Below are 25,402 nucleotides of genomic sequence, written 5' to 3' on the forward strand. Positions count from 1 at the left end.
CCTATCCCACGAGGAGCCCCCATGCCCATCGACCCAACCGCTGTCGGCGCCGAGAGCGACCCGAGCACCTCGAGCTGGAAGTCGAAGGACGCCCTTTTGTATGCCCTGGGCGTGGGCGCAGGAATGAGCGATCCCACCGGGTTCGAGCTGGAGTTCACCACCGAGAACACCAAGGACGTGGAGCAGAAGGCCCTGCCCACCATGTGCGTGGTGCTGGGCGGCGGGGTGGGCGGCGCCAACAGCCCGATGGCCAAGATCGGCACCTACAACCCGGCCCTTCTGGTCCACGGCGAGCAGGGGTTCACCCTCCACAAGCCGCTTCCGGTGGCGGCCACGGTCAGCTCGGTCAGCCGAATCGCCGGTATCTACGACAAGGGCAAAGCCGCCCTGGTGGTGCTGGAGAGCGACGTCACCGACACCGCCGACGGCCAACCCCTGTTCACCAACGTCACCTCGCTATTTATCCGGGGCGAAGGCGGCTGGGACGGCGACCGGGGCCCGGCCAGCCCGCCCAAGGTGCCCGAGCGCGCCGCCGACCACGTGGTGACCTACCAGACCCGCACCGACCAGGCCCTGCTGTATCGGCTCAACGGCGACCGCAACCCGTTGCACTCCGACCCGTCGTTCGCCGCCGCCGGTGGGTTCGACACCCCCATCCTGCACGGCTTGTGTACCTACGGCTTCACCGGGCGAGCGCTGCTGCACTCGCTGTGCGCCAGCGATCCGGCCCGCTTCAAGAGCATGCACGGGCGGTTTTCCTCGCCGGTGCTGCCGGGAGAGACCCTCGACGTCCACATCTGGGATGAGGGCGGCGGATCGGCCCGCTTCCAGACCCGGGTGGGCGACCGGGTGGTGCTTGACGCCGGGACCGTTACCTTCGCCTAGGCGCTTGGGCTTGGCCCAGGCTCCGAAGCCGCGGCTCGGCTACTTGCCGAAGGCGGCGTCGATGTTCTGGTCGACCAGCGCGGTGATGGGCAAGTCGACGCCGAGCTCCTCGGCTAGCGCGAGCGCGCCCCCCAAGTCTTTGTGGGCGATTCGAGTGAAGCTGCCCCCCAAAGCCGGGGGCGGATAGGTGGGCGGCCGGTTGAACACTCCCACGTGCGCGCCGATGTTGCGGTCGGAGTAGCTCACGATCTCGGCAAATGCCTTCAGGTCCACATCGGCGGCCGCGGCTAGGGCAATGGCCTCGTAGGCCACGGCAAACTCGACATAGGTGATGAGATTGCGGGCCACCTTGGCCTTCTGCGCCGCGCCCAGCGGACCGACGTTCACCACCATCCCGCCGTAGCGCTCGAAGTGAGGCCGCCCCTGCTCAGTGTGGGCCGCGTCGCCTCCGCATAGAACCACCAAGTCGCGATTCCGAGCCGACGGGGTGCCACCGGTGACCGGGGCATCGATCAGCGCCACCCCGACCGCGGCGGCCTCTGCCGCCAGATCGATCACCGTGGCGGGCAGCACAGTGGAGTGGATGGCCACCAACGCCCCCGACTCGGCGGCTCCGGCGATGGCCCCGTCGTCGCCCTGACACACTTGGCGCACCTGGACGTCGTCGATCACCACCACTGCCACCAGATCTGCTTGTCGGGCCAGCTCCCCCACCGAGGCGGCCGGGGTGCCGCCCAGCTCGGTGAACCGCTCCATGGCCTCGGCGGAGACGTCGTAGCCGAACACGGTCACCTCGTCGTTCCACTGGCCGGTGAGCACGCCCTCGGCGATGGCACCGCCCATGTCGCCCAGTCCGATGATTCCCAGTCGGGTCATGGCATCCTTCTCTTTCTGCTCAGGGGCTTTCAGCGAAGCGGTCGGAAGAAGGCCCGCACCTCTTCCACCAGCTTGTTTGGATTCTCCAGGGCCGGGAAGTGGCCGCCGTCGTCCACCTCGGTCCACCGGGTGATGTTGTAGTAGGGCTCGGCCAGCTCGCGGGGCGGACGGTTCTTCTCGTTGAACACCGCCACCCCGGTGGGCACGGTAATTCTCGGCGGCTGGTTTAACGCCGAGCCGGCCCCGAAGCTCTCGTAGTACATGCGCATCGACGGGCCGATGGTGGCCGTGGCCCAGTAGATGGTGAGCAGGGTGCAGAGCTCGTCGAGGGTGTAGCGCCGGGTGAGATCCCGCCCGCCGGGGCCGTCGATGTCGCTCCACCGCCACCACTTCTCGATGATCCAGGCGGCCAGGCCGGCGGGCGAGTCGGTGAGTCCCACCGCCGCGGTCTGCGGCTTGGTGCGCTGGAGGTGTACGTAGCCCCACTCCCGGTCGCGGTACTGCTTCACGCCCTCCCACCACTGGCGCTGCTCTTCAGTGAGCGCGGCCTCATCGATGGGCGGGGCCACCATGTTGAGGTGGATGCCGATCATGCGGTCGGGGTGCATGGCGCCCAGCGCGGCGCTCACCGCGGAGCCCCAGTCGCCGCCTTGGGCGCCGAAGCGCCCATAGCCGAGGGCGGCCATCAACTCGGCCCATATATCGGCCACCTTGGCCGACGACGCCCCCGGTTGCGACGGCGGGGACGAGAACCCGTAGCCGGGCAGCGACGGGGCCACCACATGGAATGCATCGGCAGGGTCGCCGCCGTGGGCCCCGGGATCGCTCAGCGGGCCGACCACCTTGTGCATCTCCCAGAAGCAGCTGGGCCAGCCGTGGGTGATGACCAGCGGCAGCGGATCGGGGCCCCGGCCCTCGGCATGGACGAAGTGGATGTCGATGCCGTCGATGCGCTGGGTGAACTGGGGCAATTCGTTGAGCGCGGCCTCGTGGGCCCGCCAGTCATAGTCGTGGCGCCAATGGCGGCAGAGGTCGGCAATGAAGGCGGTGTCGGATCCGTAGTCCCACCCCACCCCGTCCAGAGTCTGGGGCCACCGGGTGGCGTCCAGGCGCCGATGAAGGTCATCGATCACCTCATCGGGCACAGCAATCCGAAACGGCTCAGCCACGGCGTCAGGGTAGTTGGCCGGTCAGCGGTCGCCGATGGCGTAGAAGCCGCCGCCTCGGGAGGCGACGTATACGACTCCCTCCCACACCGCGGGGGTGGCCTCCACACAGCCGTCCAGCTCAATCCGCCACAGCTCGGGCGGCTCGACCCAGGGCAGGGAGATGTCGAGCCCGTAGAGGACTCCGGCGCAGTCGCCTTGGATCAACACGTCGTCGATCACCACCGGCGATGACCACACCGGACCGGTCATCCGCTTCCTCCACACGATTTCGCCGGTGCCGCGGTCCAACCCGTACAAGAAACCGGCGTGGGTGGGCACGTAGACCATCTCTTCGGTGAGCGCCGGGGTGGCCCACACCCCGTCGGTGGCGGTGTTGCGGAGGTCCGTGCCCCATACCAGGGGATCCTCAGCAGAGGGGTCCAACTTGAGCATCTGGCCCAGCTCCTGGCTGCGGGCATTGCCCCGCTCGTACTCCACCCCGACGTACAAGAAGCCCTCGGCGTCGGCCACCACGGTGGCGTCCACGTCGTCGCCCGCCCAGTAGCGGAACACCCGCACGGGGTTGATGCCATGCTCCAGCCCGGCGATGTCCCAACCCTGCACCAGCCCCCCGGAGTTGGCGAAGTACAGGGTGTTGCCGATCATGGTCATCCCCCCCTCGATGGACACGTTGCCGTCGCCCACCGCATTGAGCAGTTCGTCGTCCCAGCCGGGGCTGGTGAACACGATCTCGGGATCGATGGCCACCAGGCCGTCGGGATCGAACGCGCGGTTCAGCTTGATGATGAAGAAATGGCTGTTCTCCCCGCCTTGGAACAGGTAGTCGTCCAGCACCAGGGCAGCGCCGTCCCAGTCGTCGTTCCACAGCACCGGGGACACCTCGGTGGCGTGCATCGACCACAACTCGACCGGTTCTTCCCGGTCGAAGGCGATGATCCTGAGGTAATCGTCCCGCGAGCCGAAGTACACCAGGGGATAGCCGTCGGGATCGACGGTCACCGACCCCTTGACGAGGTCGCCCACCACGAACTCGGGCAGGATCTGCTCGCCGGTGGCGGCGTCTAGGAAATGGACCCCGGGGGTATAGGTGCCCGCCACCACCCAGGTGCGCTCGTCCCACTCGATCACCGCCGGCTGGCCGGTCCAACCAGCCCCGCACCAAAGGGTGACACCGGCCTCCCAGCTGGTGAGCGAGCACAGATCCCGCTCGGCGGAGCCGGTGAACCGCCACAGCACCTCCGGCGAACGGGGGGCCGGACCGGTGCCGTAGAAGGTGCGCGTGGGGTTGCCTCGGAACGTGAGCAGCCCGGGCATTCCGCTGACCGGCTCAAAGGCGGTGGCCGGGTCCACCCAACCCGGATACGGCGTGGGAGTGGGGACAGGGGTGGGGGTGGCAGTCGAAGTCGGAGGAGCAGTGGGAGGCGGGGTGATAGGCGGCGGGAGGGTAGGTGTCGGCGCAGAGGTTGGCGGGTCGGCCGGGGGCAGCGGCCTGGAGGTCGCAATGGTGGTCAACTCGGGATCGTCGACGCCGAAGAACTGCCGATCCACCACCACCGCCACAACTCCGATGGCGGCGGCGATCACCGCAATCACAGCCCATGTCTTCCACATCCGCACTTGCACTACCGTAGAGGCATGGAGACCGAATATCTGGACCCCCAGGCTGATCCAGGCGAACCCGTGACCCCTTATGAACTGTCTGCGGGGGGCGGATCCCTCACCATCGGGCTGTTGGCCAACGGATTCCCCGATTCAGTCCCGTTCTTGGATGCAGTGGGCGAAAGCCTGCGCCGAGTGCGTCCCGACGTGGAGGTTCGGGCCTGGAACAAGGGCAACGCCTCGATGGTGGCCGACGACCAGCTCATGGGCGAGATCACCGACGCCTGCGACGCGGTAGTGGCGGCCTACGGGCATTGAGGAAGCTGCACAAGCGGCACCGTGCGTGACGCCATCAAAGCCGCCCGCCGCGACACCCCGGCCGTGGCCCTGGTGACCACCAAGTTCTCCCCCCAAGGTGACTTCGTGTCCCGGTCGGCGGGAATGCCCGACATTCCCCGGGTGATCCTCCCCCATCCCGTGGCCGGAACTGGGGAGAAGGCCATCAAGATGGTGGCCGACGACATCGCCGACGAGGTGCTCGAGGCGCTGGGCGCCGCCGGATGAGCCGTCGGCTCACTGCGGCCTCCGAGGAGGCCGCTCTCGAGCAGCTCCACGACTCGGGCTGCACTGACGGGCTGCCGGTGGTGATTCCCACCCCCGACCGGGTGGAGCGGATGGTGCTGGCCTCGGGCCTCGACAGCGATGTGTCGCTGGGCCAACTCGGTCCCAACCTGGGCGAGGCCACCGTGGAGAAGGCCGCCATCGCCGCGGTGATGGCCGGCTGTCTGCCCGACCACTTCCCGGTGGTGGTGGCCGCCGTGCGGGCAGTGAGCGACCCCCGCTTGGACATGACCGAGGTGCAGGCCACCACCCACAATCTGGGACCGCTGCTCATCGTGAACGGTCCTGCGGTGAGCGCCTGTGGCATCGCGTCGGGGTTCGGCGCGCTGGGCCCGGGCCACCGGGGCAACGCCAGCATCGGCCGGGCCGTGCGATTGGCCATGATCAACATCGGCGGCGGGCGCCCGGGCACCTCCGACATGGCCCTGCTGGGCCACCCCGGCAAGTTCACCTTCTGTCTGGGCGAAGACGAGGTGGCCAGCCCCTGGCCGCCACTGCACACTTCGCTGGGCTATGACATCGACCAGAGCACCGTCACCGTGGCCTGCACCGAAGGGCCTCACTCGGTGCTGTGCTTCCCCGACGACGACCCCGAGGTGTATGCCGACCACCTGCTCAACGTGCTGGCCGCCTCGCTGTCGGGGCTGGGCGCCAACAACACCCACTTCGGCCGGGGCACCCAGGTGTTGGTGCTCAACCCCGACCACGCTGTGGCCTTGGCCGACGTGGGCCACGACCGGGCCTCCATCGCCGAAGCACTCCACCAGCGGGCCAAGCGCACCTGGTCGGAGCTGTCCGCCGTGCGCTCTCGGGGTTCGGGCATCAATCGCCACCAGCGCAACCAGGGCGACGACCCCGACCTGGTGGTCCACGCTCTGAGCAGCCCCGAAGCCCTGCTCATCCTGGTAGCCGGAGGCACCGGCCTGTACTCCACCGTCATGCCCTCCTGGGGCGCCGGCCCCCACGGCAACACCCACCTCACCGTAGAGATCGACCTCGACCAAGCCTGTGACGTTCCGTTGCTAGGGTCCGAGTAATGGGCATCTTCAGCCAGCGGAGAGAGACCTGGAGGCAGACAAGAGCCTTAGCCTCTGTGCGAGCGGGGCAGCACCCAACCGTTCGGTCCGTGGGAGACACCTGGAGGCGGACAAGAATCCTGGCATCAGCCTCATATGAGGTGTTGAAGCGCGACAGGTTCCTCATGGCTTTTCCAGCCCTGAGCTTGACCGCAGCAGTAGTCATCAACGTTGTCATCTGGGTGGTGGTCTGGGTCACCACAACAGGCCTCAGTTCCGGCACGGTTGACGACCCCGACCAGTGGGTTGCTGAACCAATCGTATGGATCGGGCTCGTGGCGTCCGTACTGCTATGCACCTTTGCCTCGATCTATTTCACCGCCGCGCTGACCTATGGGGCTTGGGAGCGGTTCCAAGGCAGAACTCCGACCTTCGAAAGCTGCATATCGGCAGCCAATGCCCGTCTCCACATCATCGTGCCCTGGGCCATCCTCGCCGGCATCGTGGGAGTGATCATCGAACTCTTGTACCGGCTCCCCAGAATCTTCCGCTACATGGAACAGGCTGGTCGCAACATCCCCGTGGTCGGCCATTTCGCTGCCATCGGAACAATGATCGTGGCCGTTCTGCTTGAGTCCATTTGGTACTTCGTCACCTACCTCGTCGTGCCAATTCTGGTAGTGGAAGAGACCGGCCCGATTGCTTCGTGCAAACGCTCCTTCCAACTCTTCCGCAAGACCTGGGGAAAGAGCCTCATCGCCCAAGTGGCCTTCGACCTCATCGGCCTTCTCATCGCTTTGCCCGGACTGGCGCTGGCCGCTCTCATAGTGCTCGCCGGATTGGGGAATCCAGCGGCGCTTGTTATCGGAATCGGAATCGGCGTGGCCTGGCTGCTTGTGGTGATTGTGGCCATGTCGGCAATTGTTGGCATATTCAAGATGGCGCTGTACCTCTACGTGACCACGGGCGAAGTGCCTCGTGAGTACCAAGGTCCCGACCTCGAGAAAGCGTTCGCAGGTTACAGCTTCCTCAAAGTCGAACGAAGAACTCGCAAGCCACGAGGGAAGGCCCAAGACCCAGAGGCTTCCTGATCGGAGTTACCTCAAACACCAGGTTTCGCTGGTACCGTTTTGCCCATGGGTCGATTTCGACGGACTATGGACACTGCCAAGGCCTCATGGGCGGTGTTGCAACATGATCGGGAACTGGCCGTCCTGCCGATTCTGGGAGCGCTGGCCTCGTTGGCAGTGGTTGCCGCGATCGGCATCCCCATCTGGCTTTCTACCGACGGGATCGACGACGGCGGCAGCAGTGCGGGCAGCGACCCGATGCTGTGGATCGGCGGCATCATCATTTTGTTCGCCGTCACCGTCATCACCGTGTTCTTCAACGCCGCGGTGGTGTCGGGAGCCCGGGAGCGGTTCAGCGGCGGTGACCCCACCATCTCCAGCGCGATCAAGGGGGCCTTTTCCCGGCTGCACGTGATCGTGCCCTGGGCGATTCTGGCGCTGACCGTCGGGATGATCATTCGAGCCATTCAGAGCTCGGATAACATGGTTGCCCGAATCCTCGGCAGCCTTCTCAACATGGCCTGGGGGGTGCTCACTTTCTTGGTGGTGCCCATCCTGGTGGTGGAGCAAACCGGGCCGTTCCGGTCGCTGAGCCGCTCCGGCGAGCTGTTGCGCCACACTTGGGGCGAGAACCTGATCGCCCAAGTGGGGTTCGGCATCATCGGCCTAGTGGCCGCCATCCCGGGCATCATCATCATCGCCATCGGGGCTTCAGCGGGATCTGCTGGCGCATTGATCGGGATCACCATCGGATTTGCCTGGATCGCCCTGGTGTCGGTGGTGATCAGCACGCTCACCGCCATCTTCCAGATGGCCCTCTATCTCTACGCCACCACCGGCCAAGTGCCCATGGGGTTCGAGAACTCCGGCATCAGCGACACCTTCCACGAGCGGTCCCAAGGCCCCCTGATGCGAGGTTTCGGTGGCGGGGGCCTCGGCGGCGGCAGGTTCTAACCGCTAGTCGCCGACTGGCGCCAGAGCGGCCTTAGCTGCCTCCGGGTTGAGGTACTCCCGGGTGAAGCACACCTTGCCGTTGCGAAAGCGCCACAGGCCGATATAGCGATTGGAGTAGCGGCGCCCGGTGGGGATCACCTCGCCCTCGCTGGTGTACTCGGCGATCAGGAGGTCGGGATCAACGCAGGGGTAAACCTCGGTGATGTGCAGGCTGAAGCGGAACACCTTGAAGGCGCCCACCAGGCGCTGGCGCACCGCCTCTTTGCCCTCGGTCCGGTCGGGTTTGTCGGGATGGGCGTAGGGCAACTCCATCACGTAGTCGTCGGTGTAATGGGCCACCACCGCATCGGCATTGCCCATGGAATCGAACACCGACTGGAGAATTTCAAGGTTGGTCCGCTGGCTCATATCGCTAGTTGACCACGTTCTTCGAATCCGTGGGAAAGCTGGCAGTAGTGTCGCGGATCGTGTCTTCGAATGAACTGCCGCTGAGCGGCCTCCGGGTCATCGACATGGCCGACGTCAAGGGCGAGTTGGCCGGTCGGCTGCTGGCCGACTTCGGCGCCGACGTGATCCGGGTGGAGCCGCCCGGCGGGGCCGAATCCCGGCGCATGCCCCCGTTCGCTCCCGATGGCGACACCAGCCTGTATTTCGCCTTCCGCAACTTCAACAAGCGGGGCATCACCGTGGACGTGACCACCGCCGATGGCCAGGCCCAGTTGCGGGAGCTGCTGGCCAGCGCCGATGTGTGGATCGAATCCACCAAACCGGGGACGCTGGCCCCTCACGGGCTCGACCCCCGGGATGTGTCCGCAGAGTTCGAGCACCTGTTGGTGCTGTCAATCACCGACTTCGGTCAAGAGGGGCCGTACGCCCAGTTCGAGGCCACCGACGAGGTGATCCAGGCCATGAGCGGACACCTGGCCGCCTCGGGCATCCCGGAGAAGCCGCCGCTGCTCATACCTGGGGCAATCGCCTATGACACCGCCGGCGTGGTGGGTGCGCTGGCTGTGGCCATCGGGCTGGTGGCCAAGCAGCGCACTGGGCGGGGCCAGCACCTGGACTTCTCGGTGCTGGAGGCGGCCATCCACCTCAACACCTGGCAGCTGGCCAACATGCAGCCCACCCTCGACGCGGGAATGGACCCTCCCATCGTCCGGTCGGGAACCACCGTGGTGTATCCCCTGTTCGAAACGTCCGATGGCTTCATCACCATGGTGATCCTCAGCCCCCGCCAGTGGTTTGCACTGTGGGAGTGGATGGGCCGCCCCGAGGCGTTCGCCGACGAGATGTGGAGCCAGACCATTACCCGGATCATGAACGGCGACGTGTTGAACCCGGTGATCGCTGAGCACTTCGCCCCGATGATGATGGAGGAAGCCGCGGCCGAGGCCCAGCGCCGGGGCGTGGTGGTCACTCCGATGCTCAAGCCGTCCGACATCCTGGTGAACGAGCACTACGTCTCCCGGTCGACGTTCGTGCCGATGGAAGTGGCCCCCGGCATCGAAGCAGCAACCGCCTCGGGGTTCATGGAGATCAACCGACAGCGCCAGGGGTTCCGCTTCGGTGCGCCATCGGCGGGTGAGCACAACGCCGAAGTGACCGCCGAGGCCGTAGTCGCCGAACCCCGCGGGCCGGTCCCGGCCCCCGGCGAGACGGCCCAACCGCTGGCTGGGCTGCGGGTGCTGGACTTCGGCCACGGCGGCGTGGGCGTGGAGGGCGGCCGGATGCTGGCCGAATACGGGGCCGACGTCATCAAGATCGAAACCCGTACCTATCCCGATTTCATGCGGCTGGTCATCGGAACCGAGATGACGGCGTCGTTCGCCTCGTCGAGCCGCACCAAGCGCAGCTTCGGGGTCAACTCCAAGATCCCCGAGGGCCTGGCGGTGCTGAAGGAGTTGGTGAAGACGGCCGACATCGTGATCGAGAACAACTCCACCGGCACCATGGACGCCATGGGGGTGGGCTACGAGACGCTCAAAGAGCTCAATCCCGGCGTGTGCATGGCCAGCAGCCAGCTCATGGGCTCCACCGGGGCCTATGCCGACTGGATTGGCTACGGGCCCACCATCCAGACAGTGGGGGGCATCAAGTACCTGTGGAACTTCACCGACGGCGACCCGCCGCCGGGGTCCAACGCCATACACCCCGACCACCTGGCCGGACGGCTGTGCGCTCTGGGCGCGCTGGTCGGCCTGTTGAGCCGAGACCGCCGGGACGGCGATGGGGCGCAAGCCGAGATCAGCCAGGCCGAGGCATTGGTCAACACACTGGGCGATCTGTTCATGGCCGAGTCGCTCAGCCCCGGCTCGGTGCAGCCGGTGGGCAACGACTCCGACCAAGGCGCCCCCTGGGGAGTGTTCCAGTGCGACGGCGACCAGCAGTGGAGCGTGGTGTGTGTGCGCCACGACGCCGACTGGGCCGCGCTAAAGCAGGCCATGGGCAACCCGGCCTGGGCCGATCACCCGGCCTACGGAACCGCTGAAGGCCGTTTGGCCGCCCGGGAAGCAGTCAACGCCGGTGTAGCCGAGTGGACGGCCAACCTCTCACCGCTGGAGGTCCAGGAGGCGTGTCAGGCTGTCGGCGTCCCCGGCTCAGCCATGCTCACCGCCCTCGACCACATGACCGATCCCCAGCTCACCCAGAGAGGCTTCCCGTTGGAGGTCTTCCAACCCGGCGCCGGCGACCTGGTTCTGGAAGGCCCTTGCTTCTACGGCAGCGAGATGCCCACCCCCCCAGTCCACGCCGCCCCCCTACTCGGCGAGCACACCCGCCAAATCTGCACCGAAGAACTCAACATGGACCCCGCCGAAGTCGAACGCCTTGTCGAGATGGGCGCCCTAGAAGTCCCCCTACCCGAGGACTGATTGGCGCCCGCCAAATCAGGTTAGTGCTGCAGTCTATTCAAAGTGTATTCTTAATTCCGAAGACGAATATCCGAAACAGTCCAAGAATAACTGTGCTCTCTTGACACAGTGCTCAGCACTAAGGTGGACATCGATGTAGTACCCCGTGGAGCCGATCTCATAGTATGAGTTAGGCTTGGGAACCTTCAACATTTGTGGATTTCGAGCCACATATGGGTGCATTCTTCCCTTGAGGTCTAACATTTTTTGAAATTCGTGGGAATGCCTCTCATAGAGTACTTCTGCCACTATGCGAGTGATATCCTTCCATATTCGCACTGGATACCTATGTCCCCACAGCTCTATAGCCGTCGGAAGTTGTTTGATTGGCGACTTTTTCTTAGTATCTCTTGATGAAGAGCTAGTAGTGGCAGGGGCATTCATAGTTCGGTCGCTTGGAGTTGGCAATGAAGGTTGAGGAGAACGTTGCAATGCTTCCACAACCTGCCTTCTGGCGGGCCTTAAGTTGGTATTCTCATATACCCTCTTGCTCAAAAGCTCCACCAGTTCGTCGTCAGGCGCGCTCAGCATATGAGCCCAGATGCCCGGTATTTCCTTATTGAGTCTTGCAGTTTCTAGGCTTGCTTTGAGTACCAACTTCGCTCGTTGTAGTGCTTGGCCGCCGACCAGGTTCTCCTTGCTCAAAAAAGCGCTCAAGTCATCTGCCAATTGCTCAAGAGGATCCTCATTCAGCTTTAACACTGCAAATCTTCGTTTTGCTGGGTCACCGGACTCTCTTGGGAGATAAAGCCACCACTCCAACCCAGTCGTTAGTACGCAGATGTCCACCCCCTCATGAAATGCATAGCCGAGCACTTGAGAAACGTGACTGTCCAACTTCGAATTTGGAGCTTTCGCCTCAATCATGGCGACAATCCCAGTCGTCCCCCTAAGTGCAATATCGACCCGACCGCTGCCCCCGCCCCCGACGGAATACTCATATAGGACTTCAGGGCCATATGGGTCCCATCCCAAATCCTGGAGGATAGGTGCCAAGACCTTTAACTTGGCCGACTCCTCGTTTTGAGGTTCTGGCGACGAGCGAATCTTCTCCAGTCTCTCTTGTAGGGTCATCGGTCCTCGCTTTGAAACAGAATGTAGACGGCCCAACAGGGTAGCGCGCTACCGGTGCCTGGCCATTCTCAGCTGGCCAGAGCGGTCAGCGGGTATTGGTCCCAGGTCCGACCGTCCAAATGGCGACCACCGGCCTTGGGCGAGCGACCGCCCCACTGCTTGAAGAAGAAGGGGACTCCGGCGTCGACGCAGCGGTCGCGGAGATCGGTTACCCATTCGGTCGACATGGGCCTAGCGCCAACACCGCTCTCGCCGCCAGCGATCAGCCAGTCGATGCCGGTGAGGTCAAAGGCTCCCAGCGCCCCAAGAAGCGGTTCGGCGCTGACGAAACGGACATGAGCAGCTACCTCCTGCAAATGCCTCACTCGGAACAGGTAGCGAGCAGATTCCACACTGACTCCTACCCATGCGTTGGATGGCCATTCCAGAGCATTGCTGAGTTGCACAAGCCGGTGTGAACGCTTGGTCAGCACTTGGTAGATGTGGTCCGGAGTGTCTCTCATGACCTCAAGCACATCCCTGATGAACTCCACTGGTACACCCTCATGGAAGAGATCACTCATGGAGTTGACAAAGATCATGCGGGGCTTTGTCCAAGTCGTAGGCAAGACCAGCGTCTCCGGGTGGCAGGTCAGTCCAAAGCCAGGGCCGCTGGTCCTCGGATCGCCATCGGCCTGGTACTTTGCCTGGCCCATCAATTTGAGCCGACCGGCCATCTTCAGGGCGTAGCAGTTGTCGCAACCCGGCGAGACCCGGTCGCAGCCGGTGGTGGGATTCCAAGTGGCATCGGTCCACTCGATGGCCGACTCAGCCATGGGAAACACGCGGGTCTTTGCTTCGGCTCATGCGACATCCTCCCACTCCGGCAACTCGAACGGGAGTTCGTCTCGCCAGCCTGTGTGGAGATCTTCATACTGTTGTCGAGTCTCCTCGGCATCGAACAGAGTGCCCGCTTCGGGCTGAACACGATCCTTCTCCTGGGCCCAACTCATGATCGACTTGCCTGCGGGGCTGTCGGTCACGAAGATCATCGCATACAGCTCATTCCGCTTGTTGGGTACGATTGGCCGGACAAGCAGATGCTTGTAGCCCAAGCCTGCTAGGCGGTCCATGTAGAGATAAAGGTATGCCTTCTTGGCATGCCCAGGCTCGAGTTCACCTGACAGTCGGGCTTCCCAGATTCTCTCCCAAGGCCCCCAGGCCCCGTACAGTTCTGCGACTTTCTGTGGATACTCGCGCTTCACCGCTTCTTTGCGGTTCGAACCCAACATACGCACAATGCCCGATGTGCAAAAGAGGATCCACATTTCCACCTTTGTGCCGTTCGATCTTTCTGCGTATGCACGCTTGTGGTCGGATAGCGCTCGAATGGTCGACCAGTGCAACTCCATCCCATCAGGGTCGAGAAATGCAAATGTTGGAGCCTTCGCTGGAAGCTCTTGTAGTACGCGAGCCATCTCCTTGTTGCAGTCCCCTGCGATGACCTGCACATCTTGATTGCTGCGGCCAGAGGCCAACTTCTCTAGCCCTAGAACTCGATTCTGATTCATCTCAAAGAAACGGAGATGAGTGAACGGCGGCATCGCCTCGAGTGCCAATTCCGGTGACCCAGGGAATTCTCGATCCGTCCCTTTAATGAGATTTTTTGGATCACCGGCAAAGGCATCGATGTACACCCGATTGCGCGCTCTTTGGGTGGCCTGAGTAAATACCGGTAGATAGTCACCGAGGATTGAGATCTTCTCGTACGAATGCCCTTTCCACTCTCGCATGGAACCTCCTGTGCTGAGGACAGCACAAGGTACCCAGGGAGAGTGACAACATCGGCCAGCAGCCCGGTCAGCCGATGACTAGGCCTCCGTTGGGGGTGATGGTTTCGCCGGTTACGAAATCGCTCTCGTCGGAGGCCAGGTAGAGGGCCGCGTAGGCGATGTCTTCGGGCTGGCCGATACGGCCGGCGGGGGTGATCATCTTGAGGCCTTCGATCATGTCGGCGTCTACCCCCGCCACCATCGGGGTGTCGATCACGCCGGGGCACACTGCGTTGGCCCGGATGCCGTGGGGGGCGCAGAACCGGGCCATGGCCCGCATGAAACCCAGCAGACCGGCCTTGGCGGTGGCGTAGTGAATCGGCCCCCACCCGGCTAGTCCGGCGATGGACGACATGCAGACAACCGAGCCCTTGAGGTCGGTGTCGATGATCCGGGACAACATGGCCCGGGTGCAGTAGAAGGCGCCGTTGAGATGGATGTCGAGCATTCGCTGCCAGCCGTCGTCGCTCATGTCCACGATCTGGCGGTCGCCGCCGGTGTTGCCCTCCCCGGAGCCGTCACCGGGGGTGCTGTCGACGCCGGCGTTGTTCACCAGCACGGTGACCGGGCCGAAGCGGTCGTCGATGTCGGCGAACATGGCCTCGATGGCCTTGCTGTCGGACACGTCGCAGGCTGCGCTCATGGCCTCGCCACCGTTGGCGATCACCTGATCGACGGTGGCCGCGGCAGCCGCCTCGTTCAAGTCCTGCACCACTACCTTGGCGCCCTCGCTGGCGAACAACACGCTGATGGCCGTGCCTATCCCGCCCCCACCACCGGTTACCAGAGCAACTTTGCCGTCCAGTCTTCCCATGAGTGACCTCCCAGTCATTATCGACGGCGAGACTTTACCGGCTGTTTCTGTCGTTGGCAGATTGCGGTGTGATTGAGACTATTCGCCGATATTTTTCAATGTGGAATGACACCTCGATACCGAAACCCCCAGGCTGAGGCCGATGCCATCGTGGGCGAGGGTCTAACTACCAGAGTGCTGGAGCCGTCTCCGCCCGCCGACGTCACCGGTCCCTGGTATGCCGACGACCCTGCCGCGGTGGGCAACCGTGAACAGACGACCGCCAGGGTGGTGACCCCGACCAGCGCTGGCGACCTCCGCTGGGCCGATCTGGCCGCCGCCGACGAGACGGTGGCTGATTTCTGCCGGCCCCGATGGCTGGCCAACTACCAGCCGCTAGTGGGAGTGCCCGATCACTATCCGGTGCGGCGCGACGACCTTCACCGTCTGGCCTACGGCGTGGTGTCCAACACCCGCAAGGCGGCCAACGGGAAGTTCGGCCTGCGCTGGACTCTGGGCGGCTTCGGCACTCCGTTCTTCGGCGACGACATCCAGGTACGAGTGGAAGGGCGCCTCTTGGTGAGGCAGCACGGCGACAGGGTGGAGGCTGAGACGATTACCACGCTGGCCGCAGCCGCCGATTTCCTAGGCGTCGAAGCGACCAGCGACCAGGCCGAGCACGACACCGTGGCGCTGGGCGACTTGGATCGCCCGCTGACGGTAGACGAGGAGCTAGTGGCGTTCATCGGCGACTGGTTCGGGATGGCCACCGCGGCGCTGGAAGAGTTGCGCTGCACTCCCGGAGCCCCCGACCCCAGCCGGGTGCAGCTGTGGCCTGGCCACTTCGACTTGGCAGTGGAGATCGGCGAAGCCGAGTCCGAGCCTGTGACCCGGGCCACCTATGGGGCATCGCCCGGAGACGCCGCTCACCCCGAGCCCTACCTGTATGTGGGGCCGTGGGGGCCGATCGATCACGGCGACCCGTTCTGGAACGACACTGCGTTCACCGGGGCGTCGCTGCCCTACGCGGCCATTGAGGGTGACCCCAATCCCTGCGGCGTGGCCCTGGGCTTCTACCGCCAGGCACTCAGCCGGCTGACCGGCCTCTAGCCAGAATCCGAGAGCGCAGCCACCACCGGGGCAAAGCTGGTGATGGTCTCCGCCAGGCCCTCGGCGGCGGTCGAGCGGGCGGTGGCCGCCAGATTCAGGCTGGCGCTGGCGAACCCCATGTCGAGCACGCCGGCCAGCTGGTTGGCACACTCCTCGGGGGTGCCGACGATGGTGAAGGCTTCCACCAGACGGTCGTCGATCAGATCGTGCAGCGCAGGGTCGTCGAATCGGTTGTGGTCGAAGTACCAGCCTCGGCTGCGGGCCAGAGCGGCCTCGATGGCGGCCATGCGATCGGGGGATACATCCAGCTCAGGCGGGCGGATGATGGTGAGATAGTGGGCGGCGTAGCGCTTGACGCTGCGCCGGGCCAGATCGCCGTCGGCTGAGCAGCACAGCGTGAGGCGAGGGGCGGTTTCGAAGTCGTCCACTGTGCGCCCGGCCCGGGCTGCGCCCTCGGCCAGCCACGTCCGGTAGGTGTCAGCCAGATCGGCCGACAGAAAGCGACCGCCGACCAGGGCGATATCGGCCACCTCGCCAGCCAGGCGCATGACTTGAGGACTGCGGGTGCCGATCGAGATGGGAACGGGGTGCGCGGCCGGGTGGATCAGGCGCTCCCCGCCGACCTCTCCGCCAGCCAACAGTGTGCGGATGTCGGCCACCGCTTGACGAAGAGCAGCCACCGGTTTGGGGTAGTCGATGCCCAGCGGCTCCAGGCCGGCCCCCACCCCCAGTCCGCAGAATGCCCGGCCGGGGGCGATGTCGTCGAGGGTGGCCAGCGCCCCGGCCAGCACCACCGGATGCCGGGTGTAGGGGTTGGTGACCATGGCGCCCACGGAGATGCGACGGGTGGCCTGCGCGCACAAGGCCTGAAGCATGAAGCAGTCGGGCCAGAACACCACATCGGAGATGCCCAGTCGGGCGAAGCCAGCCTCTTCTGCCAATCGAGCCAGCCCCACCGCGTCTGCTGTGCTCATCCCGGGGCTGATCTCCGCTTCGAGGGTGACGCTCACCGCCGGGCACGGTAGCACGGAGGCGGATGAGGGCAGGCCGGCCACACCCAGACCGGCCTGCCCGAACCGGGTCAGCTCAAGAGCACGGGGTACGGGCCGAGGCCAAGAACCCGCAATACGCCTCTCGGCTGACTGTCCATGTTCCATCCACCCGCTGGATCTCTCCCGTCAGGTCGGTATAGGCGGGAGTGCCTCCGAACAAGACGTTGTAGGTGACGGTGGCTTGGTCGCCGTTGATCTCCACCGCGGTGGGCTCCAAGCTGACCCCGCCCAAGCCTTCGCCAGACGCGGCATAGGCGGCATTGCTCGACTCCAGGGCAGCGGCATCCTCCAGGTGAGGCGCCTTGTCGGCAAACTCGACAGTAGAGTCGAAAACCACCGCCCACGCATCCATGGCCGCCTGATCATCTGAGGCTGCACCCGATGGAGCCGCGGCCGTGGGAGTCATGGACGCGGTCGGCGTCGCGACGGGGGTGGCAGTGGGCGTTGCAGCAGCGGTCGGAGTATGCGTCGCCGTGGCCGTCGCATGGACGGTGGGCGTCGCCGACCCATAGGGCGTGGCCGACGCGTACGGGGTGGCCGAACCGTGCGGGGTGGCCGACGCACTGGGCGACGCCGATGCCCCCGGTGTGCCTGACGGGTTCAACACATCGGTGACCCTGGCCGGGTCCCCTCCGTCGTCACCACAGGCGGCGGCGACCAGCGCCACCGCCAAGAACACCACTGCCCACTTGGCCATGCCCCTTTTCCAGAACCGAGTTGTGCCGCGCTTGGCTGTCATTGACCCGCTCCCTCAGCAACAGACGGACCAGCAGCCAGCACCACGTCGAAACTCAGCAGTTCGGCCCCATGGGCTACCGGCTGCTGTCTAGCCTCGGTGTGGCCTCGGGCAAAAGCCGGCGACCGCACCCAGGCCAGAAATTCCTCTTCGCTGGCCCAGCGGGTGTACACGTACCAGGTATTTCCCTCGGCTGGCCGAAGGAGCTCAAACCCCTCGAAACCGGCCATGGTCTCCACTTCGCCGACTCGTTGCTCGAAACGGCGCAGCAGTTCGTCGCCTGCCCCTTCCGGGACAGTGATGGCGTTGATTCGCACGATGCTCATTGGTTGTTCTCCTTGGTGTTGGTTGGATGTGAAATGTCGAAGTTCCGGGTGGTCATGAATCCTCCTTTGGATCGGTGGGCGCCGTCACAATCACGGCGCCCAGGTCGTCGCGAAGCCGGGCGAGCATTTCGGCTGTCCGAGGACCGTTGCCCAACAGGAGCTGGTCGTCGTAGGCCAACACCTGTCGGTTGAGCCCGGCGGGGGTCTGGCCAAGCCCTCCAATCTCCAGAAGACCGTCCACGCCTCCCACTGATTCGAGTCCGGCTTCGGGCACCAGCAGCACATCGGGTGCTGCGGCCAAGATGGCTTCGGCGGATATGGGCGCGTTGTCGTCGATCCCCATTTCCTCGGAGACATCCACTCCCCCGGCCGAGTTGATGAGCCAGCGGGTGTTGGCCGATTCGCCCAGCACCAGCTGCGCCACCGTGCCCCGCACATAGAGAGCCACCACTCGGGGGCGGTCGCCGTCATAGTCGGGCGGCACGGTGGCCTCTGCTATGGCGGCGTCAAGAGCATCGGCCATCTCCTCACCCCGCTGGGGAATGCCCAGGGCCGCGGCCACCGCCCTGATCTTCAGTCCAGCGCCGGTCGGGGTGGCCTCGTTGGGCAGGATGACCAGGGGATAGCCGAGTCGGCGCATATCGTCCAGCGCCTCGGGCGGTCCAGCGATATCGGTGGCCAAGAGGACGGTGGGAGCGAACGAGGCCACCGTCTCGGCTGCCAGGGCTCGCTGGTAGCCGATCTCGGGAAGGGCATCGGCTTCGGGTGGGTAGGTAGCCGACAAGTCAGTGGCCACGACGTTGTCGCCCAGTCCGAGGGCGAAGACCACCTCAGCCACATCGCCATCGAGGGGGATGATCCGCTCGATGGACTCGACGGTGATCTCCGCTCCGGTCTCGTCCACCACCGTTACCGGCAGAGTTACCCCGTCGCTGGACTCGGGTGTCTCGACCGAAGCAGAGCTGTTCTCTACACACCCGGTCGAAGCGAGGACCAAGACTGCTCCCAACAACGCCCGACCCACTATTGAACCTCCGGCCATGCCCGGATGTTAGGTATGCCTAAATAGTTTTACAAACCGTAGCTAATAATTGTGCCGGTACGGAATGCACAGCGGGGTTCCGGTAACCGGACAGGAGATCACGCTCACCCTGAGTCCGAAGACCCTCTCGATCAGTTCGGTGGTCACCACCTCGGCCGGGGGGCCAGCGGCCTCGATTCGCCCATCGGCAAGGGCGATGATGTGGGACGCATAGCGGCACGCTTGGTTGAGATCGTGTAGCACCATCACCACCGTGCGGTTCTCTGCCTGGTTGAGCCGGGCTAGAAGATCCAGCATCTCCACCTGGTGGGCGATGTCCAAAAAGGTGGTGGGCTCGTCGAGCAGCATCATGGGAGCGTCCTGGGCCAATGCCATGGCAATCCACACCCGCTGGCGCTGACCTCCCGACAGTTCGTCGACCGGCCGGCTTCGCAACTCAACCAGTCCGGTCAGATTGAGTGCCCGCTCCACCGCTTGGTCATCGGTTTTGGACCATTGGCTGAAGAGGCGCTGATGGGGGTAGCGGCCCCGGCGAACCAGGTCTTCAACCACAACCCCGTCGGGCACTCGAGGGGACTGGGGAAGCAGGCCGAGGCGTGCCGCCACCGACCGGGTAGGCAGGCGGCAGATGTCGGCGCCATCGAGATAGACGGCGCCTTCAGTGGGCCGTAGTAAACGGGCCAGGGCCCGCAACAGCGTGGACTTGCCGGAGGCATTGGCTCCCACGATGGCCGTGATCTCGCCCGTGGGGATATCGGCGGTGAGATTCTTCACCACAGGCGGTCCCCCGTAGTCGGCAAATAGCCCTTCAGCATTCAGCGTAGGACTGGGTACCCATTCAGGTGGCACGGTTGAACCTCCTCAGCACGAACAGCAGATACGGCCCGCCCATCGCTGCGGTTACTACTCCGGCGGGCAACACGGTCGGGGCAAAGAGACGCTGGGCCACCAGGTCGGCCGACAGCAGCATGACCGCCCCCAACAAGGCAGTCAGCAGCAGCACTCCCCCCGAGAGGGTGCCGGTGCCAGCCAGCGCTCGAGCCGCATGGGGGACCAGCAGGGCGACGAAGCCAAGCGGCCCGACCATGGCGACCACTATGGCGGCCAGTCCGCAGCCGATGGCGATGACCGCAAGGCGGCTCGGCTCCAGGCCAACCCCCAAGGCAATGGCCATGTCGTCGCCCAATTGCATGACCCGCAGTCGTCGGATGAGCAAGAACGCCACTGGCAACAGCACCACCAGACCGATGGCCAGGGTGCGGGCGTCGCTCCAGGAGGAAGACGAGAGAGTCCCGGCTTGCCAGCGAGCTGCGGCGCTGACCCTCTCAATGGGGAACCGCACCAGCAGGTAGGTAATAACCGCGGTGAGCAGGGCGTTGATGCCGATACCGACCAGCACCAACCGACCGCCGCTGAACCCTCGCCGCCATGAGAGCACGAAGATGAGCGCAGCAGTTCCCGCCGCTCCGGCGAACGCGGCGTAGGGCAGCCACTGGGTATCCAGCCCTATGGCCAGAATGGCCACCGCGAAGGCCGCCGCCCCGGTGTCGATTCCGATGATGTCCGGCGACACCAGCGGGTTGTCGATCAGGGCCTGGAACAGCGCACCGGACACCGCCAGGCAAATCCCAGCCAGCACAGCCACCGTCACTCTGGGAAATCGCAAAGAGTTGATCACGAAGTCGAACTCGCTGCCCCGGTCCCAGATCGCGGTGGCGATGGCCTCTCGGGCGGGTACGGGGAAATCGCCGACAACCAATCCGACGACCGCCAGCGCGAAAATCGCGGCCGCGGATGCGGTACACAGGCTCGCGGTCCGGGTCACAACTGGGCCAACTTCGTGCCCCGCACCAGGTAGATCAAGAACGGCGCTCCCACCGCAGCGCAGACAATTCCAACCTGGAGTTCGCTTGGGGTGACGATCACCCGTCCGACGACATCGGCACCCAACAGCATGCACGGACCGAGAATGGCCGAGTACAGGATGATCCACCGGTAGTCGGGGCCGACCACTGAGCGGACGATATGGGGGACGGCCAACCCCACGAATGCCACTGGTCCGGCCATGGCCACCGCGGAACCGGCCAGCGCAACCACGCACAGCCCGGCGGTTGCCCTCACCAGCGCGGTGCGCTGGCCGAGGCCAGTGGCGACCTCCTCGCCCAGGCTCAGGGCATTCACCTGACGTCCCATGGACAGCGCCACGACCAGCGCCACTGCAATCACCGGCAATAGCAACTGGACCTCTTCGGTGCCTCGTCCGGCGATCGAACCGGCCAACCAGAACCGGGCCTGGTCCAGCGTCTCTAAGTCGAGCAGGAGCAAAGCGGCTGTCCATGATCCCAGCAAAGCGCTGATCACAGCGCCAGCCAGGGCCAGCTTCACCGGTGTGGGTCCGCTGGCCCCGGCAGAGGCCACCAGATACACCAGCACCGTGGCACCCAGGGCGCCAGCGAAGGCGAACCACACGTATCCGGCTGGCGTGGTGATGCCCGCGCTGTAGATGGCGGTCACTACGGCGAATGCCGCCCCCGCGTTGGTGCCGAGGATTCCCGGCGCCCCCAGTGGGTTGCGAGTCACTCCCTGAGTGAGAGCTCCGGCCACGGCGAAGCCTGCCCCGGCCAGTATGCCGATGATGGTTCGGGGAACTCGCAACTCCCGCACCACAACCTGCCCCTGATCGCTGCGGTCGTAGCTCCAGATGGATTCCCAGACGGTTGAGATATCGATGTCAAGGACGCCGTATCGCAGGCTGAGCAGCCCGACCAACAGCAGTAGCCCCCCGGCACAAGGAAGGCTCACAACATGACGCCGGAGCACCAAGCGACCTGTTCCCACACGCCAAGAGTAAGGCTTGCCTAACTCAGTATGAAAAGCGAACCGAGATTTAAGAGGAAGCTAGGGGGAATGCGAGCGGGAATCGCTCACTCTCACCAAGTCTGAGGAGTGGTCGGGGTCGGTGGACACTTCGATCAGCACTGGTCCGTCGGCGGACAGCGACGAGGTCAGGGCGTCGGCCAGCGCGGTGTCGTCATCCACCCGGTGGCCGCCTATGCCGAATGCCCGGGCCACCGCGGCGAAGTCGTGGTCGCCGATATCGACGGCGGTGCGGCGGTCCGGGCCTTGGAAGTCGTAGACGTTGCCCAGCATTCGGTTGTTGAGCACCAAGAACGTGACCGGCAGGCTGTACTCCACCGCGGTGGCCAGGTTGTGCAGCGACATCAGAAACCCGCCGTCACCGCTGATCGACAGCACCCGCTCGCCGGGATGGACCATGGCCGCGGCCAGCGCGGCGGGCGGACCCCAGCCCATGCCCAGGTGTCCACCGGGCAGGTGCAGCCGTCCGGGGGTGCGGGCCTGGAGATAGTGATAGGCGAAGATGCGGTTGTTGCCCGCGTCAAGGGTGATCCGGCCGTCGGCCGGCCACACCTCGTTGAGCACCTGCATCACCCGCTGGGGCGGCACCGGCTGGGCTGAATCGTGCAGTACCGGGGGCTCCTCGGCTCTCGACTTGATGTCGGCCAGCTCAGCCCACCGGTCGGCAGCCAGGTCTTCGTCCACGCCCACCGCGGGCACCAGCTCGGCCAATAGCGCTCCCAGATCGGCGTGTACGCCCAGCTCAACCGGGAAGCTCACCCCCAGGTTGGCGGCCTCGATGTCCACCTGCACGATGCGCTGGCGGTCGGCGTCGAGCCAGGTGGGCGACTCCACCAGGGTGTCGTGGGGGTTGAGGCGAGAGCCGAGCACCACCACGGCGTCGGCGCGGGCCAGCAGGTCGAACGCCCCCTGCCAGCCGAAGGGGCTGAGCGGCCCGCCCGCCCACGGGTGGTCGTCGGCGATCACCCCTCGGGCCTTGGCGGTGGTCACCACCGGGGTCGCCGCCCGCTGGGCCAGGGCATCCAACTGGTCGTAGGCCTGCGCCTGGTTGATGCCGTTGCCAGCCACAATCACCGGGCGCTTGGCCTCCGCCAGCAAGTCGGCCACGGCGGCCACCGCCGAGGCGTCGGGGTGGGGCGGGGCGGCCGACGCCACCCGGGTCCGCCCATAGAGGCGGGGATGGCGGGACTCGTCGGTGCGCCGGAAGATGGCGTCGAGGCGGAACACAACCGCGGCCGGGCCGGGCCGGCCCGAGGTGGCGTGGTGGATGGCTAGCTCAACCGCATGCACCGCCTCGTTGGGGGTGGTGGCCACGCTCATGAACTTGGTCATCCCCGACAAGATGCGGGGCAGATCCACTGATCCGTGGTCGCCGGTGGTGCCCTGGGTGGGGGCATGCTGGGGGATGCCGTGGTCGGTCATCTCGGTGAGGACCAGCATGGGAGTGCCCGACAGGAAACCCTCTATGAGCCCGAATCCCCCGGAGGAGGCGGCGAACGGCCCCTGGCCGGTGAACACGCCGGGACGCCCGGTGAGCCTCCCGTACATGTCGGCCATGACCGACGCCTGGTGCTCATGGGCCGCTCTCACGCTCTGTACCCGGTCGGCCACTGTCCTCAGGCCGTCGAACACCTTGATGGAGTAGCCCCCTGGTACCCCGAAGACGTGGGTAATACCGGCGTCGGCCAGCACCTCGGCAATGGCGATTCCCGCAGGGGTTCCGTCGCTCATCAGACCAGGAGGAGGAGCTTGGCGGTCATGCCCCGCCAATCCAGTGCCCGGCGTTCACGTCCAGCGAGGCCCCGGTGATGGGCAGCGACAGGTCGGAGGCGAAAAAGAGAGCCGCCCCGGCAATCTCCGCGGCATCGGGAAGGTACTTGAGGGCGGTCTCCCCCGCGGTCTCGTCGTAGACCACCTGATAGTCCACTCCCCGAGCATCGGCTTGGCCTTGGAGGAAGTTGCGGACCGCGTCAGCAAAGATGTATCCCGGCAGCACGCTGTTCACCCGGATGCCGTCGGCCCCCAGCTCTTTAGCCAGGATCTTGGTGATGTTCTCCAACGCGGCCTTGGAGCTGCTGTAGGCCCCCCAACCCGCCTGCCGGATGCGGATGGACATGGTGTTGATGAAGATGACCCGCCCGGCCCCCGAGTCCCGCAGGGCGGGAATGCAGGCCCGGGTCATGTTCAACGACCCGAAGAAATTCACGTCGAACACGTTCCGCCAGCGGTCCAAATCGGCGTCCTCCACGTTGATGACGGGGAAGCCGTCGTTGAAGGCGTTGTTCACGCAGACGTCCAGCCGCCCCAGCCTCTCCACTGCGGCATCAGCCAGCGACTGGCACTGGGCGGGATCGGTGATGTCGGTGGACTGCCACACCGTGCGGCGGCCCATCGCCTCGATCTCGGCGGCCAGCGGCTCCATCACCTCGGTGCGGCGGGCGCCCATCACGATGTCGGCCCCCTCCCGGGCGTACAGCCGGGCGATCTCGATGCCCAGGCCAGGACCGATGCCCGATACCAGCGCTACCCGTCCCGCCAGCATGTCGCCCATCGCTCTCCTCCGTTCCCAGCAGTGCGGTGCCGGGCTCAACCCGGCCTCGCGGTGTGGGCCCTAGCTTCGCGCACCCCGCGCCCGACTCACCTGCTGAGGAGGGCCGCTGGTACCTTCATCGGGCGGGAAACCGGTGACGGCTATGAGCGCAGCATTCGGGATCGACATAGGGGGCAGCGGAATGAAGGCCGCGCCGGTGGATGTGGACACCGGCGAGCTGCTCGACAAGCGACTTCGGATTCCCACCCCGAAACCGGGCGTTCCCGACGAGGTAGCAGACGTGGTCTACGAACTGGTGACGTCGTTCGGGTGGACCGGGCCAGTGGGCTGCGCCTTTCCTGCCCCCATCGTCGGCGGCACCGTCAAGTGGGTGGCACATTTGGACGACTCGTGGGCCGGAGTCGACATCGCTGAGACGATGAGCAATCGGATCGGCGCTCCTGTGACGATCATCAACGATGCCGACGCCGCCGGGATCGCCGAGATGACCCACGGGGCCGGGGTAGGCCGGAAGGGGACGGTGTGCTTCACCGCCTTCGGCACCGGGATCGGCAGCTCGGTGTTTGTGAACGGGAATCTGGTGCCCAACACCGAGTTCGGCCATCTCTACCTGGCCGGACACGAAAACGATGTTGAGGTGTGGACCGCGGCCAAGGTTCGCAAACGGGAGAATCTGGACTGGCCGACCTGGGTGGGCCGGGTGAAGCAGTATTTGGAGCATCTCGAGAAAATCATCTCGCCTGGCCTGTTCATCCTGGGTGGCGGGATCAGCAAGGACTTCGACACTTGGGGCCCGCTGCTGGACATTGACACCGAAGTCACTGTCGCCCAGATGCGCAACAACGCCGGGATTGTCGGTGCCGCCATGGCATCGGTCGGTGGAGGCGCAGTGCATTCCGACACCGGCTGACCCCCAGGGTCTCGCCGTACT

General features: G+C 65.1%; 25 protein-coding genes. 8 read left to right on the top strand and 17 right to left on the bottom strand.

All coding sequences use genetic code 11. From position 1 onward, the window contains the following. Window positions 1-21: 21 nt before the first annotated feature. Complete coding sequence (locus ACOGI7_RS09885) at window positions 22-885, top strand: MaoC/PaaZ C-terminal domain-containing protein (protein ID WP_419848592.1); 864 nt, start codon at window positions 22-24, stop codon at window positions 883-885. A gap of 39 nt (window positions 886-924) precedes the next feature. Here the strand turns inward: ACOGI7_RS09885 and ACOGI7_RS09890 are convergent, their stop codons facing one another. From ACOGI7_RS09890 to ACOGI7_RS09900, 3 genes are read right to left on the bottom strand one after another with little or no spacing between them, the layout of a single operon-like run. Next, complete coding sequence (locus tag ACOGI7_RS09890) at window positions 925-1,761, bottom strand: NAD(P)-dependent oxidoreductase (RefSeq protein WP_419848593.1); 837 nt, start codon at window positions 1,759-1,761, stop codon at window positions 925-927. Between the two features lie 29 nt (window positions 1,762-1,790). Further along, the gene (locus ACOGI7_RS09895) at window positions 1,791-2,930 is read right to left on the bottom strand and encodes an epoxide hydrolase family protein (RefSeq protein ID WP_419848594.1); all 1,140 of its coding nucleotides are present in this window, start codon (window positions 2,928-2,930) and stop codon (window positions 1,791-1,793) included. A 21-nt stretch (window positions 2,931-2,951) separates the two neighbouring features. Next, window positions 2,952-4,541, bottom strand: a complete 1,590-nt coding sequence (locus ACOGI7_RS09900; RefSeq protein ID WP_419851495.1) for a PQQ-binding-like beta-propeller repeat protein — start codon at window positions 4,539-4,541, stop codon at window positions 2,952-2,954. Between the two features lie 24 nt (window positions 4,542-4,565). On the opposite strand from ACOGI7_RS09900, the gene ACOGI7_RS09905 reads away from it, so the two are divergent. The 4 genes from ACOGI7_RS09905 to ACOGI7_RS09920 all read left to right on the top strand — a co-directional run bounded on the left by ACOGI7_RS09905 (window position 4,566) and on the right by ACOGI7_RS09920 (window position 8,190). Next, window positions 4,566-5,093, top strand: a complete 528-nt coding sequence (locus ACOGI7_RS09905; RefSeq protein WP_419848595.1) for a UGSC family (seleno)protein — start codon at window positions 4,566-4,568, stop codon at window positions 5,091-5,093. Further along, window positions 5,090-6,187, top strand: coding sequence for a hypothetical protein (locus tag ACOGI7_RS09910; RefSeq protein WP_419848596.1), 1,098 nt, complete (start codon window positions 5,090-5,092; stop codon window positions 6,185-6,187). Before ACOGI7_RS09905 ends, ACOGI7_RS09910 begins: the two co-directional genes overlap by 4 nt. 164 nt (window positions 6,188-6,351) lie before the next feature. Next, entirely contained in the window at window positions 6,352-7,257 is a 906-nt protein-coding gene (locus ACOGI7_RS09915; RefSeq protein ID WP_419848597.1) for a DUF6159 family protein, read from the top strand. A gap of 45 nt (window positions 7,258-7,302) precedes the next feature. Beyond that, entirely contained in the window at window positions 7,303-8,190 is an 888-nt protein-coding gene (locus ACOGI7_RS09920) for a DUF6159 family protein (protein WP_419848598.1), read from the top strand. A 3-nt stretch (window positions 8,191-8,193) separates the two neighbouring features. On the opposite strand, the gene ACOGI7_RS09925 is transcribed toward ACOGI7_RS09920, so the two are convergent. Beyond that, window positions 8,194-8,598, bottom strand: a complete 405-nt coding sequence (locus ACOGI7_RS09925) for a nuclear transport factor 2 family protein (RefSeq protein ID WP_419848599.1) — start codon at window positions 8,596-8,598, stop codon at window positions 8,194-8,196. A 59-nt stretch (window positions 8,599-8,657) separates the two neighbouring features. On the opposite strand from ACOGI7_RS09925, the gene ACOGI7_RS09930 reads away from it, so the two are divergent. Continuing rightward, window positions 8,658-11,060 carry a CaiB/BaiF CoA transferase family protein gene (locus ACOGI7_RS09930; protein WP_419848600.1) on the top strand — a complete coding sequence of 801 codons (2,403 nt, stop codon included), beginning with the start codon at window positions 8,658-8,660 and terminating at the stop codon, window positions 11,058-11,060. A 33-nt stretch (window positions 11,061-11,093) separates the two neighbouring features. On the opposite strand, the gene ACOGI7_RS09935 is transcribed toward ACOGI7_RS09930, so the two are convergent. The 4 genes from ACOGI7_RS09935 to ACOGI7_RS09950 all read right to left on the bottom strand — a co-directional run bounded on the left by ACOGI7_RS09935 (window position 11,094) and on the right by ACOGI7_RS09950 (window position 14,798). Then, entirely contained in the window at window positions 11,094-12,173 is a 1,080-nt protein-coding gene (locus tag ACOGI7_RS09935) for a hypothetical protein (RefSeq protein ID WP_419848601.1), read from the bottom strand. Window positions 12,174-12,241: 68 nt separating this feature from the next. Then, window positions 12,242-12,988, bottom strand: coding sequence for a DUF5131 family protein (locus ACOGI7_RS09940; RefSeq protein WP_419848602.1), 747 nt, complete (start codon window positions 12,986-12,988; stop codon window positions 12,242-12,244). A 27-nt stretch (window positions 12,989-13,015) separates the two neighbouring features. After that, on the bottom strand, window positions 13,016-13,945 hold the full coding sequence (gene tcmP, locus ACOGI7_RS09945) for a three-Cys-motif partner protein TcmP (protein WP_419848603.1): 930 nt from the start codon (window positions 13,943-13,945) through the stop codon (window positions 13,016-13,018). Between the two features lie 67 nt (window positions 13,946-14,012). Next, window positions 14,013-14,798, bottom strand: a complete 786-nt coding sequence (locus ACOGI7_RS09950; RefSeq protein WP_419848604.1) for an SDR family NAD(P)-dependent oxidoreductase — start codon at window positions 14,796-14,798, stop codon at window positions 14,013-14,015. Between the two features lie 105 nt (window positions 14,799-14,903). On the opposite strand from ACOGI7_RS09950, the gene ACOGI7_RS09955 reads away from it, so the two are divergent. Next, a complete protein-coding gene (locus ACOGI7_RS09955; protein WP_419848605.1) occupies window positions 14,904-15,887 on the top strand; it encodes a hypothetical protein in 984 nt (327 codons plus the stop codon). On the opposite strand, the gene ACOGI7_RS09960 is transcribed toward ACOGI7_RS09955, so the two are convergent. The 9 genes from ACOGI7_RS09960 to ACOGI7_RS10000 all read right to left on the bottom strand — a co-directional run bounded on the left by ACOGI7_RS09960 (window position 15,884) and on the right by ACOGI7_RS10000 (window position 24,471). Then, window positions 15,884-16,897, bottom strand: coding sequence for an LLM class flavin-dependent oxidoreductase (locus tag ACOGI7_RS09960; RefSeq protein WP_419848606.1), 1,014 nt, complete (start codon window positions 16,895-16,897; stop codon window positions 15,884-15,886). The two genes, ACOGI7_RS09955 and ACOGI7_RS09960, sit on opposite strands and share 4 nt — an antisense overlap. A 76-nt stretch (window positions 16,898-16,973) precedes the next feature. After that, entirely contained in the window at window positions 16,974-17,678 is a 705-nt protein-coding gene (locus tag ACOGI7_RS09965; protein WP_419848607.1) for a hypothetical protein, read from the bottom strand. Then, window positions 17,675-18,001, bottom strand: a complete 327-nt coding sequence (locus ACOGI7_RS09970) for an antibiotic biosynthesis monooxygenase family protein (RefSeq protein ID WP_419848608.1) — start codon at window positions 17,999-18,001, stop codon at window positions 17,675-17,677. The genes ACOGI7_RS09965 and ACOGI7_RS09970 overlap by 4 nt, the downstream gene beginning before the upstream one ends. Window positions 18,002-18,053: 52 nt before the next feature. Further along, window positions 18,054-19,043 carry a heme/hemin ABC transporter substrate-binding protein gene (locus tag ACOGI7_RS09975; protein WP_419848609.1) on the bottom strand — a complete coding sequence of 330 codons (990 nt, stop codon included), beginning with the start codon at window positions 19,041-19,043 and terminating at the stop codon, window positions 18,054-18,056. Window positions 19,044-19,085: 42 nt separating this feature from the next. Further along, entirely contained in the window at window positions 19,086-19,892 is an 807-nt protein-coding gene (locus tag ACOGI7_RS09980; protein WP_419848610.1) for an ABC transporter ATP-binding protein, read from the bottom strand. Beyond that, entirely contained in the window at window positions 19,882-20,868 is a 987-nt protein-coding gene (locus tag ACOGI7_RS09985; RefSeq protein WP_419848611.1) for a FecCD family ABC transporter permease, read from the bottom strand. The genes ACOGI7_RS09980 and ACOGI7_RS09985 overlap by 11 nt, the downstream gene beginning before the upstream one ends. After that, window positions 20,865-21,881 carry a FecCD family ABC transporter permease gene (locus tag ACOGI7_RS09990; RefSeq protein ID WP_419848612.1) on the bottom strand — a complete coding sequence of 339 codons (1,017 nt, stop codon included), beginning with the start codon at window positions 21,879-21,881 and terminating at the stop codon, window positions 20,865-20,867. Before ACOGI7_RS09990 ends, ACOGI7_RS09985 begins: the two co-directional genes overlap by 4 nt. A 60-nt stretch (window positions 21,882-21,941) precedes the next feature. Beyond that, window positions 21,942-23,651 carry a thiamine pyrophosphate-binding protein gene (locus tag ACOGI7_RS09995; protein ID WP_419848613.1) on the bottom strand — a complete coding sequence of 570 codons (1,710 nt, stop codon included), beginning with the start codon at window positions 23,649-23,651 and terminating at the stop codon, window positions 21,942-21,944. A gap of 25 nt (window positions 23,652-23,676) precedes the next feature. After that, entirely contained in the window at window positions 23,677-24,471 is a 795-nt protein-coding gene (locus ACOGI7_RS10000) for an SDR family NAD(P)-dependent oxidoreductase (protein WP_419848614.1), read from the bottom strand. Between the two features lie 142 nt (window positions 24,472-24,613). Between ACOGI7_RS10000 and ppgK the strand changes: the two genes are divergently transcribed. After that, a complete protein-coding gene (ppgK, locus tag ACOGI7_RS10005; RefSeq protein ID WP_419848615.1) occupies window positions 24,614-25,381 on the top strand; it encodes a polyphosphate--glucose phosphotransferase in 768 nt (255 codons plus the stop codon). Window positions 25,382-25,402 lie beyond the last annotated feature (21 nt).

Source organism: Candidatus Poriferisocius sp. (genome assembly GCF_965204145.1).
Lineage (GTDB): Bacteria > Actinomycetota > Acidimicrobiia > Acidimicrobiales > Bin134 > Poriferisocius.

Excerpts from the sequence above, each read along its gene's own strand:
- ACOGI7_RS09885 (WP_419848592.1), top strand. The coding sequence starts at position 22 with ATGCCCATCGACCCAACCGCTGTCGGCGCCGAGAGCGACCCGAGCACC.
- ACOGI7_RS09890 (WP_419848593.1), bottom strand. The coding sequence starts at position 1,761 with ATGACCCGACTGGGAATCATCGGACTGGGCGACATGGGCGGTGCCATC.
- ACOGI7_RS09900 (WP_419851495.1), bottom strand. The coding sequence starts at position 4,541 with ATGTGGAAGACATGGGCTGTGATTGCGGTGATCGCCGCCGCCATCGGA.
- ACOGI7_RS09910 (WP_419848596.1), top strand. The coding sequence starts at position 5,090 with ATGAGCCGTCGGCTCACTGCGGCCTCCGAGGAGGCCGCTCTCGAGCAG.
- ACOGI7_RS09915 (WP_419848597.1), top strand. The coding sequence starts at position 6,352 with ATGGCTTTTCCAGCCCTGAGCTTGACCGCAGCAGTAGTCATCAACGTT.
- ACOGI7_RS09920 (WP_419848598.1), top strand. The coding sequence starts at position 7,303 with ATGGGTCGATTTCGACGGACTATGGACACTGCCAAGGCCTCATGGGCG.
- ACOGI7_RS09925 (WP_419848599.1), bottom strand. The coding sequence starts at position 8,598 with ATGAGCCAGCGGACCAACCTTGAAATTCTCCAGTCGGTGTTCGATTCC.
- ACOGI7_RS09935 (WP_419848601.1), bottom strand. The coding sequence starts at position 12,173 with ATGACCCTACAAGAGAGACTGGAGAAGATTCGCTCGTCGCCAGAACCT.
- ACOGI7_RS09940 (WP_419848602.1), bottom strand. The coding sequence starts at position 12,988 with ATGGCTGAGTCGGCCATCGAGTGGACCGATGCCACTTGGAATCCCACC.
- tcmP (WP_419848603.1), bottom strand. The coding sequence starts at position 13,945 with ATGCGAGAGTGGAAAGGGCATTCGTACGAGAAGATCTCAATCCTCGGT.
- ACOGI7_RS09950 (WP_419848604.1), bottom strand. The coding sequence starts at position 14,798 with ATGGGAAGACTGGACGGCAAAGTTGCTCTGGTAACCGGTGGTGGGGGC.
- ACOGI7_RS09955 (WP_419848605.1), top strand. The coding sequence starts at position 14,904 with ATGACACCTCGATACCGAAACCCCCAGGCTGAGGCCGATGCCATCGTG.
- ACOGI7_RS09965 (WP_419848607.1), bottom strand. The coding sequence starts at position 17,678 with ATGACAGCCAAGCGCGGCACAACTCGGTTCTGGAAAAGGGGCATGGCC.
- ACOGI7_RS09970 (WP_419848608.1), bottom strand. The coding sequence starts at position 18,001 with ATGAGCATCGTGCGAATCAACGCCATCACTGTCCCGGAAGGGGCAGGC.
- ACOGI7_RS09975 (WP_419848609.1), bottom strand. The coding sequence starts at position 19,043 with ATGGCCGGAGGTTCAATAGTGGGTCGGGCGTTGTTGGGAGCAGTCTTG.
- ACOGI7_RS09995 (WP_419848613.1), bottom strand. The coding sequence starts at position 23,651 with ATGAGCGACGGAACCCCTGCGGGAATCGCCATTGCCGAGGTGCTGGCC.
- ACOGI7_RS10000 (WP_419848614.1), bottom strand. The coding sequence starts at position 24,471 with ATGGGCGACATGCTGGCGGGACGGGTAGCGCTGGTATCGGGCATCGGT.
- ppgK (WP_419848615.1), top strand. The coding sequence starts at position 24,614 with ATGAGCGCAGCATTCGGGATCGACATAGGGGGCAGCGGAATGAAGGCC.